At 50.6% G+C, this 12,031-nt stretch carries 8 protein-coding genes; 4 read left to right on the top strand and 4 right to left on the bottom strand.

The window, feature by feature from the left end; translation table 11 throughout:
- The first annotated feature begins 32 nt into the window (after positions 1 to 32).
- The gene (locus HMPREF3119_RS16110; RefSeq protein WP_004235845.1) at positions 33 to 680 is read left to right on the top strand and encodes an MBL fold metallo-hydrolase; all 648 of its coding nucleotides are present in this window, start codon (positions 33 to 35) and stop codon (positions 678 to 680) included.
- Positions 681 to 744: 64 nt separating this feature from the next.
- Here HMPREF3119_RS16110 and HMPREF3119_RS16105 read toward each other — a convergent pair whose 3' ends face one another.
- The 4 genes from HMPREF3119_RS16105 to pncB all read right to left on the bottom strand — a co-directional run bounded on the left by HMPREF3119_RS16105 (position 745) and on the right by pncB (position 6,406).
- Entirely contained in the window at positions 745 to 1,935 is a 1,191-nt protein-coding gene (locus HMPREF3119_RS16105) for an amino acid aminotransferase (RefSeq protein WP_070580301.1), read from the bottom strand.
- 236 nt (positions 1,936 to 2,171) lie between these two features.
- A complete protein-coding gene (ompC, locus tag HMPREF3119_RS16100; protein ID WP_032098466.1) occupies positions 2,172 to 3,272 on the bottom strand; it encodes a porin OmpC in 1,101 nt (366 codons plus the stop codon).
- A 293-nt stretch (positions 3,273 to 3,565) separates the two neighbouring features.
- Entirely contained in the window at positions 3,566 to 4,966 is a 1,401-nt protein-coding gene (gene asnS, locus HMPREF3119_RS16095; RefSeq protein ID WP_004235849.1) for an asparagine--tRNA ligase, read from the bottom strand.
- Positions 4,967 to 5,191: 225 nt separating this feature from the next.
- Positions 5,192 to 6,406 carry a nicotinate phosphoribosyltransferase gene (pncB, locus tag HMPREF3119_RS16090; RefSeq protein WP_015422578.1) on the bottom strand — a complete coding sequence of 405 codons (1,215 nt, stop codon included), beginning with the start codon at positions 6,404 to 6,406 and terminating at the stop codon, positions 5,192 to 5,194.
- Positions 6,407 to 6,680: 274 nt separating this feature from the next.
- On the opposite strand from pncB, the gene pepN reads away from it, so the two are divergent.
- The 3 genes from pepN (at position 6,681) to pyrD (ending at position 12,024) form a co-directional block, all read left to right on the top strand.
- The gene (pepN, locus tag HMPREF3119_RS16085; RefSeq protein WP_046024251.1) at positions 6,681 to 9,299 is read left to right on the top strand and encodes an aminopeptidase N; all 2,619 of its coding nucleotides are present in this window, start codon (positions 6,681 to 6,683) and stop codon (positions 9,297 to 9,299) included.
- A 277-nt stretch (positions 9,300 to 9,576) separates the two neighbouring features.
- A complete protein-coding gene (locus HMPREF3119_RS16080) occupies positions 9,577 to 10,809 on the top strand; it encodes a TPM domain-containing protein (protein WP_070580299.1) in 1,233 nt (410 codons plus the stop codon).
- Between the two features lie 204 nt (positions 10,810 to 11,013).
- On the top strand, positions 11,014 to 12,024 hold the full coding sequence (pyrD, locus tag HMPREF3119_RS16075) for a quinone-dependent dihydroorotate dehydrogenase (RefSeq protein WP_004235854.1): 1,011 nt from the start codon (positions 11,014 to 11,016) through the stop codon (positions 12,022 to 12,024).
- Positions 12,025 to 12,031: the final 7 nt, after the last annotated feature.

Here is a 12,031-nt window from a genome sequence, read left to right as displayed (position 1 = left end):
GTTATTACCCGCTTTAACCGGAGTTTTGTGTCATGCAATATCATATTATCCCTGTCACCGGCTTTATGCAGAACTGCACCCTGATTTGGTGCGATGAAACTAAAGCCGCTGCTATTGTCGATCCCGGCGGTGAAGCGCCGCGTCTTATCCGTGAAATTGAACAACGCGGTCTGAAACTGGAAAAAATCCTCCTGACTCACGGTCACTTTGATCATGTCGGCGCAACTGCGGATGTGGCAGAGCACTTTAATGTGCCGATCGTCGGCCCACAGAAGGAAGATGCTTTCTGGATTGAGGGGCTGACACAGCAGAGCCAGATGTTCGGTGTGGAGCCGTGTCGTGCATTTACCCCGGATCAGTGGCTGGAAGAGGGCGACAAGGTCACTGTCGGCAATCTTGAGCTGGATGTGCTGCACTGCCCTGGTCATACGCCGGGTCATGTGGTGTTTGTGGATAAGCAGGACAAACTGATTTCAATGGGTGATGTGCTGTTCAGAGGGGGCGTCGGCCGCAGTGACTTCCCGCGCGGTAATCATCAGGATCTGATCCGCTCCATTAAAGAAAAAGTGCTGCCGCTGGGGGATGAGTACCGTTTTATCCCGGGCCACGGCCCGATGTCCACACTCGGGGAAGAGCGCCGCACAAATCCGTTCCTGCAGGATGAGCAACCGGTCTGGTAAGCAATATCATTGCAGAAATAAAAATGCCTGACACAGTCAGGCATTTTTTATGGTCAAAACGAAATTACAGTACTGCGACAATGGCTTCGCACAGCGGAACCATATTTTCCAGTGTCAGACCGGCAACGTTGATACGACCGGAGCTGACGGCATAGACCGCATATTCATCACGCAGACGTGCAACCTGCTCTTTGGTCAGGCCGCTGAAAGAGAACATACCGTTCTGGCGGATAATAAAGCTGAAGTCCTGCTTCGCGCCTTTTTCCTGTAAGGTGTTCACAAAGAGCTGACGCATGCGCTTGATGCGCTCACGCATGGTGGTCAGTTCCTGGATCCACTCTTCTTTCAGTTCCGGATCAGACAATACTGTTGTTACCACAGCACCACCGTGTGACGGCGGGTTAGAGTAGTTGGTGCGGATAACGATTTTGATCTGGCTGAACGCGCGATCAGCGGTATCCGGATCAGCCGCAACCAGGGTGCAGGCACCGACACGTTCATTGTACATGCCGAAGTTTTTGGAATAAGAGCTGGCCACCAGCATTTCAGGGTGAAATTTTGCGAAAATACGCAGCCCCTGAGCATCTTCATCCAGACCGGCAGCAAAGCCCTGATAAGCAAAGTCAAAAACCGGCAACAGACCTTTTTCTTTTACCAGAACAGATAATTGCGCCCACTGCTCAGCAGTCGGGTCAATACCGGTCGGGTTGTGGCAGCAGCCGTGCAGCAGGATCACATCACCGGCCTGTGCCGCTTCCAGGCTTGCCAGCATGCCATTGAAATCCAGAGAATGGTTTTCGGCGTCATAGTAATTGTAAGTGCAGATTTCCAGACCGGCTCCGGCAAAGATACCGTTATGGTTAGGCCAGGTCGGGTTGCTTATCCAGACACGTTTTGCGCTGGTTTGTTTAGCAATGAAATCAGCCGCGATACGCAGCGCACCAGTGCCGCCCGGAGCCTGTGCGGTACGGGCACGTTTGGCGGTGATGATATCGCTGTTATCACCAAACAGCAGTGCCTGAGTTACTGTTCCGAATTCAGGGATCCCGGTAATCGGCAGGTAGTTTTTCGTGGTTTCATTATCCAGCAGATACTTTTCCGCTTTTTTAACGCAGCTCAGTACCGGTGTTTTACCGGTTTCATCTTTATAAACACCAATACCTAAATTGATTTTGTTTTCACGGGGGTCCTGACGGAAGCTGTCAGCCAGACCTAAGATCGGGTCGGCAGGCGCGGCAGTAATATTCTCAAACATAGTTGTTGATCCCAATAGTATCTGATAGTGCGGATAAGAGGACTGTCACAAGGTTATCAGGTTAACTCCCTGTAAATCATTTGCCAACTGTTTACAGAAAAAAGACGAAGATCTTGTGAAGTGGGTGACGTCCTGTTGAGGTTTGCATGAAAATGCATCACAAAACGCGTTAAACAGATAACAAAAAACCCACGGCAAGCCGTGGGTTTTGTATTCATATTCAGCGTAAAGCTAAATCAGAACTGGTAGGTCAGACCTAAACCAACAACATCACCAGTGTTGATTTTAGCACCGCGGGTGAAGTCATTGTTGTCCAGCAGGTTGATTTTGTAATCAACAACTGCAGACATGTTTTTGTTGAAGTAGTAGTAAGCACCCAGGTCGATGTATTTAACCAGGTCTTCGCTGCCTTTGCTACCGTTATCCAGGTCTTTACCTTTAGACTGCAGGTAAGCGATGGATGGACGCAGACCGAAGTCGAACTGGTACTGTGCTACTAATTCGAAGTTCTGAGTTTTGTTAGCGATGTCATCAGCTTCGCCGTATTTGGTCATGTTACGGGTTTCACCGTACAGAGCGGCCAGGTACAGGTTGTTAGCGTCGTATTTAGCACCAACGTTCCATGCTTCAGCACGTTTACCTTCAGCACCGAACATACCTTTCTGCTGGTTGATAGTACGAGCAGAGTTAGAGTAGCCAGCACCCAGAGTCACGCCCCAGCCCAGGTCGTAAGAAGATGATAAACCGTAACCGTCACCATTCGCTTTAGCGCTGTCACGTGCTGCGATAGAGTTATCGTCGTTAGCACCCTGATACTGCAGAGCGAAGTTCAGACCATCAACGTAACCGAACATGTCGGTGTTACGGTAGGTCAGCAGGTTAGCATTACGACCGGTCATGAATACGTCGGTCTGTGCCATGGTGTCGCCACCGAACAGTGGCAGAACGTCGGTCCATGCTGCAGTGTCATATACCACACCGTAGTTACGGCCGTAGTCGATTGAACCGAATTCAGCGAATTTGAAACCAGCGTAAGCTAAACGTACTTTGTTTTTGTTGTCGCCTTCAACGCCGTTGGTTTTGATTTCGTTTTCGAAACGACCGAAACCGGTCAGTTGGTCAGTGATCTGAGTTTCACCTTTGATGCCGAAACGAACGCGTGAATCGTCGCCATCTTCTTTAGAGCCATTGTCATCAGACTTAGCGAACATGTGACGAACGTCAACTTTACCGTACAGGTCTACTTTGTTGCCGTCTTTGTTGTAGATTTCAGCTGCGTTTGCTGCACCAGCAACTAACAGAGCCGGGATAACCACTGCAAGAATATTGCGTTTCATTATTATTACCCTCATTGGTGTTATTCGGACACCTGCCACTGCCAGAAATAGTTCTGAAAAAAATTTGGAACTATTTATGAGAGTTTAGTGTCGTCTGTGTCGGCGACCAGTGTTCCATTGGTAAAATATTTTATCTACCCTGAAAGTGCTACAAAAACGAAGAATCTGTAACAAATGGCAAAAAAGTATTTCAAAATGTAAATAATAGGGAACTTTTTGAACAGTCAGATCATCAGACATAAAAAAAGCCGACCTGAAGGCCGGCTTTTTACATTCAATATTTTTGATGAAAATCAGAATGTGGCGCTGCGCGGGGTGCGCGGGAACGGGATGGTTTCACGGATATTTGAGACACCCGTCACATATGATACCAAACGCTCGAAGCCCAGACCGAAACCGGCGTGCGGCACTGTGCCGTAGCGGCGCAGATCACGGTACCACCAGTAATCTTCTTTATTCATACCCAGTTCATCGAAGCGGGCATCGAGTCTGTCCAGACGCTCTTCACGCTGGGAACCCCCGATAATTTCACCGATTCCCGGTGCCAGCACGTCCATCGCTGCCACGGTTTTGCCGTCTTCGTTTTCACGCATATAGAAGGCTTTGATAGCTTTCGGGTAGTTTTTAACGACCACAGGCGCTTTGAAGTGCTCTTCCGCCAGGTAACGTTCGTGCTCAGAGGACATATCCACGCCCCAGTACACGTCGTTTTCAAAGGTTTTGCCGCAGTTTTCCAGGATTTTGATCGCATCGGTGTAATCAACCTGTGCGAAATCGGAAGTGACAAAACGTTCCAGACGTTCGATTGCTTCTTTATTAATACGCTCAGCAAAGAATTCGAGGTCGTCGCGGCGCTCTTCCAGAACGGCTTTGAAGACATATTTCAGCATGGCTTCGGCCAGACCGGCGATATCATTCAGATTGGCAAACGCCACTTCCGGCTCAACCATCCAGAATTCTGCCAAGTGGCGGCTGGTGTTGGAGTTTTCCGCACGGAATGTCGGGCCGAAGGTGTAGATTTTGCTCAGCGCAGAGGCATAAGCCTCACCGTTCAGCTGACCGGATACAGTCAGGAAGGCTTCCCGGCCGAAAAAGTCTTCGCTGAAATCCACTTCGCCTTTGTCGTTACGCGGCAGGTTGTGGAAATCCAGCGTGGAGACGCGGAACATTTCACCGGCACCTTCGGTATCGGAGGTGGTGATCAGCGGGGTGGATACCCAGAAGAAACCCTGCTCGTCGAAGAAACGGTGTAATGCCTGGGATAAGGTATGACGGACACGGGCAACCGCGCCAATCAGGTTAGTGCGCGGACGCAGGTGCGCCACTTCACGAAGATACTCGACAGAGTGGCGTTTTGCCGCCATCGGGTAGGTATCCGGATCATCAACCATACCGACCACACGAACCTGTGAGGCATGGATTTCAAAGCTTTGTCCCTGACCCGGGGAAGCAACCACTTTCCCGGTAACTTCGACAGAACAGCCCGCCGTTAAATGAAGCACTTCATCATTATAATTAGGTAAATTATTTTCGATGACGGCCTGTACCGGATTAAAGCAGGAACCGTCGTAGACGGCGAGGAATGAGATCCCGGCTTTTGAATCTCTCCTTGTACGGACCCAACCCTGTACCGTGACTTCGCTGTCAACAGGTACACGGCCTTGCAGTACATCGACCACAGGCGCTATGCTCATAGTTGAAACTCTCTCTTCTTATATATAGGTCTGTTACACGCGTTACCCGCCATCCTCTGAGATGTGAGTAACAGAATAGTCATCAGTTGCCGTCAAACGGGCAATCTCACTATGTTACTTGCTCACTCTCAGGAAACAAGCAGAAATTAGGGGGTAACAGCCCGAAAAACAGAAAAAATAACCGTCTTTTTCTGTTCTCCGGGAGCAGGTATATAAAAGGAGGGATCAGCAGGCGCGCTGAACGTGGGGAATATCAAATGCGCGGCGCAGTTTATCGACAAATTCATCATCTTCACAGATGGTTTTGCCGGGGCTGTCAGAGAGCTTGGCAACCGGTTTACCGTTGCATTCCACCAGCTTGATAACAATATTGAGCGGCTCGACATCCGGGATATTGCAGGTCAGGCGGGTGCCGATACCGAACACCAGATTTATCCGGTCACAGAAATGGGCATAAAGCGCGAGGGCTTTGCGGAAATCCAGGTTATCTGAAAAGACCAAGGTTTTGCTCATCGGGTCGATACCCAGCTTTTCATAATGAGCAATGGCTTTTTCACCCCATTCCACCGGATCCCCGGAATCGTGGCGCAGGCCCTGATAGGCGCGGGCAAATGGGGCATCGAAATCGCGCAGGAAAGCATCCATCGTGATGCAGTCTGTTAAGGCGACACCAAGCTGATCCGGATATTCATCAAGCCAGGTCTGGAGGGCAGCGCGCTGGCTGTTGGCCAGTTCCGCACTGATCTGCTGATGTGCCTGGAACCATTCATGCGCCTGGGTGCCGACCGGCTCCAGATCGAGTTTTTCCGCCAGCAGGTAATTGCTGGTGCCGACCAGATACGGGAAATGCTGTTTCAGTTCAGTGACAATGGCTTTCTGAACATCAAAAGAGAAACGGCGGCGGGTACCGAAATCCATCAGTTTAAAGCGGCTGAGATCCAGCCCGGCCTGCTCTGCATCCTGATAAAAACGTGCTACCAGCTCACGCAGACGGATAACGGCATCTTCCGGCGTGACCTGCGGTGATTCATGATGGTGGACGAGTTCACTGATCAGCGCCAGCAGCGGCACTTCCCACAGGATAACTTCCACCCACGGGCCGCTGATACGGACAGCCAGCTGGCCGTTGCTGTCACAGCGGATATTCACCTGTGACGGATCAAAACGGAACTGACGGAACCAGGCGAGGTAGTCCGCCGAAAAGAACGGCAGGCGGGCCAGGTAGTTGTACTCGTCATCACTGACTGACAGCTCTGCCATCATTGCCACCCGGCGGCGCAGTTCATCTGCGTACTGTCCCAGCCGTTTGCTGCTCCGGCAGCGGAATTCCGCGACCACAGGAATTGAGCGGTAATGATGGAACACTGCCTGCTGCATATGCAGCTTATACGCATCGGTATCCAGCAGTGATGTGATAATCGGGGTTGCTTCTGAATTCATGGCGCTTTCAGCATCCTCACGGAGCAATCAACCTAAACAGGTTATAGCTTACTATTATCTGCGTATAGTAACACGTTATTTTCCCTGTGCGTGATGTTCAGCGCGCAATCACATTATTTGTTAACATTTTATTCATATTTAGTACTGTACCGCACCGTCAGGAAATCAGGGCGTATCACAAACTGCTAAAATTTCGTTTACCACGGCGCCTGAATTATGAGAGCCTAAGTACAGCGTAATTGTAATCATTTAATAAAACAGTGAAGAGAAAACCATGACACAACAGCGGCAGGCGAAGTATCGTCAGGACTATCAGGCTCCTGACTATACCATTACCCATATTGATCTCGATTTTGCGCTCGACCCGCAGACGACAGTGGTGACTGCCGTCAGTCAGGTGAAGCGCCTGAATGACAACGCCTCTGAGCTGGTGCTTGCCGGTGAGGGGCTGACCCTGAAGCAGCTGACCATTGACGGCAAAGTCTGGTCAGATTACCGCGAAGAACCCGGTTCGCTGCGCATTATGAATGTGCCTGAACAATTCACCCTGCAAATTATTAATGAAATCAGCCCGGCGGAAAATACCGCACTTGAGGGGCTGTATGTGTCCGGTGATGCACTTTGCACACAGTGTGAGGCGGAAGGTTTCCGTCATATCACGTATTACCCTGACCGCCCGGATGTGCTGGCGCGTTACACCACCCGGATCACGGCGGACAAAGCCCGTTATCCGTATCTGTTATCCAACGGTAACCGGATTGATGCCGGGGAATCCGGGGATAAACACTGGGTGAAATGGGAAGACCCGTTCCCGAAACCAAGTTACCTGTTTGCTCTGGTGGCCGGTGATTTTGATGTGCTGCGCGATACTTTTACCACCCGCAGCGGCCGTGATGTGGCGCTGGAGCTGTTTGTCGACAAAGGTAACCTCGATCGTGCCGGCTGGGCGATGACCTCCCTGAAAAATGCCATGAAATGGGATGAGGAGCGCTTTGGTTTCGAGTATGACCTCGACATCTATATGATTGTGGCTGTTGATTTCTTTAATATGGGCGCGATGGAGAACAAAGGGCTGAATGTCTTTAACTCCAAATATGTGCTGGCGAAGAATGAAACAGCGACGGATAAAGATTATCTCGGGATTGAATCTGTTATCGGTCATGAATATTTCCATAACTGGACCGGTAACCGTATCACCTGCCGTGACTGGTTCCAGCTCAGCCTGAAAGAAGGGCTGACCGTTTTCCGTGACCAGGAATTCAGCTCTGACCTCGGTTCCCGCCCGGTAAACCGTATCAATAATGTCCGCGTGATGCGTGCCGCTCAGTTTGCCGAGGACGCCGGTCCGATGGCGCACCCGATCCGTCCGGACAAAGTCATTGAAATGAATAACTTCTATACGCTGACGGTGTATGAGAAGGGCTCTGAAGTGATCCGCATGATCCACACGCTGCTCGGCGAAGAGCAGTTCCAGGCGGGGATGCAGCTTTATGTTCACCGCCATGACGGCAGCGCCGCGACCTGTGATGATTTTGTGCAGGCGATGGAAGATGCGTCTAATGTCGATCTGACACTGTTCCGCCGCTGGTACAGCCAGTCCGGTACGCCGCTGGTGACTGTACGTGACAGCTATGATGCGGATAAAAAACAGTATCAGCTGCATGTGACCCAGATGACCCCGCCGACACCGGATCAGCAGGACAAACAGCCGCTGCATATCCCGTTTGATATTGAACTGTACGGCAGTAACGGCGACGTGCTTGCGCTGCGTCATGAAGGGGAGCCGCTTCATTCAGTACTGAATATTACCCGTGATGAACAGACCTTCACCTTTGATGATGTCAGTGAAAAGCCGGTACCGTCACTGTTCCGCGAATTTTCCGCGCCGGTGAAAGTGGATTATCCGTACACCGATGCACAGCTGGCATTTCTGATGCAGCACGCCCGTAATGAATTTGCCCGCTGGGATGCCGCACAGTCTCTTCTGGCATTACATATAAAGGAAAACATCCGCCGTTATCAGGCCGGTGAAGACTTGCAATTACCGGAAGGGGTAACCGATGCTTTCCGTGCAGTGCTGCTTGATGAGCAGATCGATCCGGCACTGGCAGCTCAGATTCTGACCCTGCCGTCAGAAACCGAGGTTGCGGAATGGTTCCCGGTGGTGGATCCGGATGCAATTAATGCGGTAATGACCTATATCGCCGGCACATTTGCCCGTGAACTGGCGGATGAGCTGTATGCGGTGTATGTCAGCATGAAAACCGGGGCATATCAAATCGATCATGCGGATATTGCAAAACGTGATCTGCGCAATGTTTGTCTGGGCTATCTGGCACTGGATGAGGACAAAGCGCAGGCGGATAAGCGCGTGTCACAACAGTATGCGCAGGCCGACAATATGACCGATTCTCTGGCGGCTCTGACGGCGGCGGTGAAGGCCGCGCTGCCGTGCCGCGATAAACTGCTGGCGGATTACGACAACAAATGGCATCAGGATGGTCTGGTGATGGACAAGTGGTTTATTCTTCAGGCCACACGTCCGGATGCGGATGTGCTGGATAATGTGAAATCACTGCTCACTCACCGGTCCTTCACCATGGCGAACCCGAACCGGGTGCGCTCACTGGTCGGTGCGTTTGTGATGAATAACCCGAAAGCGTTCCATGATAAATCCGGTAAAGGCTATGAGTTCCTGACGGAGATCCTCTGTGATCTGAACAGCCGTAACCCGCAGGTGGCGTCACGTCTGATTGAACCGCTGATCCGCCTGAAACGGTATGACGACAGCCGTCAGAGCAAAATGCGTGATGCATTGCTGCGCCTGAAAGGGCTGGAAAATCTCTCCGGTGATCTGTTTGAAAAAATCACAAAAGCACTGGATGAGAACTGATCATTGCTTTTGCGGATAAAGGAGCGATAGCGGGCAGAGAAACGAAAAGCATGCGCGTCATGGATGACGCGCCTGAGCATACAGGGAGGTATTTACAGCGACTTTTCGTTTTTGCCCGCTGTCAGCGACTTCACTGAAGCTGATTCAGACAAACACCTCCCCGGAGGTGTTTTTTTTTGCACTGCAATACATTGTCACAGTAACAGGGCGTTATTTTTAACCGGATACGGTAAACTCAGGCCAATGACGACCTGTATATAAAAGAAAGGATTTCGTGATGAGAAATGAAATAAACCGGTACAGTCGCTGGTTACAGGGGATATTTTCCCTGTTTTTGCTGCTCTTTGCTGTGACGGCATTTGCTCAGACGGAAACATTTCCCCGTATGCAGGGATCGGTCACCGATACCGCCGGATTGCTGACCGCCGGTGAGTGCAGCAGTATTGAGCAGAAACTGAATGCACTGCGCGAGCGGACCGGTACGCAGATTGCGGTACTGACGGTGAACACTACCGGGTCGCGCGATATTGAAAGTTATGCAGAAAAAGTTTTTAACCAGTGGCGCCTTGGTCGTATCAATATTGATGACGGTATTTTATTGCTGGTGGCGTCAGATGATCGCGCGATGCGGATTGAGGTCGGATACGGGCTGGAAGGAGCGGTGAGTGATGCGGTGGCAAACCGTATTCTCAAGGATTATTTCATTCCGAATTTTAAAATGGGAAATTATGCCGGTGGTATTAATGATACCGTCGATGCGCTGATTGCCAGAGTCCGCAATGAACCACTACTGCCACCGGTTACCACTCCGGCATTCTTTATTGCCAAACAGGCAGGGCCCGTCGGCTGGATTGATATTGTGCTTGGTGCGGTACTGGCCGCGAGTGCATATCTGTGGGGCGCTTTCCTGTATGGCATGGTGAAACGCTTTAAACTGAAAGCGGCAATTCCGATCGCCATTATTCTTTATCTGACCTGGTACGCCGGCGGCTTTAATAATCCGGCCGGAAACGGTATTCATTTCGGGGAAGATTTTCTCTACACAGAATTACCGCGATGGAGTCAGTTCCTGTTCCTGCAGATTCTGCCGTTCTGGCTGGTGATAGTGTTGACATTCACCATGTTTATCGCGGCCTTCTTCTTATTCCTGCTTACGCTCGGCGGATTGTACTGGATATTGACGAAAATTGTCCGGCCTCAGAAGCTGCGGGTTTCAATCTGTGTCGGTTTTCTGTTCGGCGGATTTGCTTTTATTTTCGGATTACTGTTTTCAGAGGGGAGTCTGGCCGCCGGTGTGGTGGCGGGAGTGGGATTCGGCATGTTTGTCGGGATCGGGCACTATTTCGGTTTTGTTACTGTCGGCGGCGGAGGCGGCAGTGGTTCAGGGCGCGGCGGCCGTGGCGGGGGCAGCAGCGGCGGTGGTTACAGCGGGGGCAGCCGGAGCAGCAGCCGATCCTCATCCGGAGGCGGAGGACGCAGCGGTGGCGGCGGGGCATCCGGTCGCTGGTGATCTGATAATAAATGACGCACATTCTTTGTGCGTCATTTACTGCGTAAAAAAGCCGTGCAGAACGGACGCATTTCACCTATTATAGCCGCCTGAGATAGGCTCCCGCTGTTTCAGCTATGATTCACGACCTATTTTGTTACAGAGAAATTGCCCGGTACGGCGTGTTGTGCCGAAAACACATATCTATAGCAAAAGGTATTTAAGATGTATTATCCGCTAGTCAGGAAGGCCCTGTTCCGCCTTGATCCGGAACGTGCCCACGAATTCACCTTTCACCAGCTTAAACGTCTTTCCCGCTCTCCTTTCCGTTTTCTTATTCAGCAGCATGTCGCCACCAAACCCGTTCAGTGCATGGGACTCTCTTTTAAAAACCCGCTCGGATTAGCCGCCGGTCTTGATAAAGACGGTGAATGTATTGAAGCATTTGATGCAATGGGTTTTGGTTTTGTTGAAGTCGGTACGGTCACACCGAAACCACAGCCGGGAAATGATAAACCGCGTCTGTTCCGTATTGTCGAAGCAGAAGGGTTAATTAACCGGATGGGTTTTAATAACCTCGGGGTGGATAACCTGGTTGAGAATATTAAACAGGCCCGTTTCGGCGGTATTCTGGGAATTAATATTGGTAAAAATAAAGATACACCGGTTGAACAGGGAAAGGATGACTATCTGATTTGTATGGACAAAGTGTATACCCACGCCGGGTATATCGCTGTTAACATCTCCTCACCGAATACCCCTGGATTACGGACACTGCAATACGGCGATATGCTGGATGACCTGCTGTCAGCAATAAAAATAAAGCAGCAGGAACTGCATCAGAAGCACGGAAAATATGTACCTGTCGCGGTAAAAATTGCCCCGGATTTAACAGCGGAAGAATTAATTCAGGTCGCTGACAGCCTGGTGCGCCATAATATTGACGGTGTGATTGCCACCAATACCACATTAGACCGCTCATTAGTGCAGGGATTAAATCACTGTAATGAAACTGGTGGATTAAGTGGCCGCCCGGTGCAGAGTAAGAGCACCGAAATTATCCGTTTATTATCGAAAGAGCTGAACGGGAAATTACCAATCATCGGTGTCGGCGGAATAGATTCCCTGGTTGCCGCCCGGGAAAAAATGGAAGCGGGTGCATCTCTGATCCAAATCTATTCAGGATTTATCTACCACGGGCCCAAATTAATTAAAAATATTGTAAATTGCCTGTAATTTTCAC

It is taken from the genome of Morganella sp. HMSC11D09 (assembly GCF_001807955.1).
Taxonomy (GTDB): Bacteria; Pseudomonadota; Gammaproteobacteria; order Enterobacterales; family Enterobacteriaceae; genus Morganella; species Morganella morganii.
Note: the sequence above shows the minus strand (reverse complement) of the source record. Positions and strands in the feature narration are given on the sequence as shown.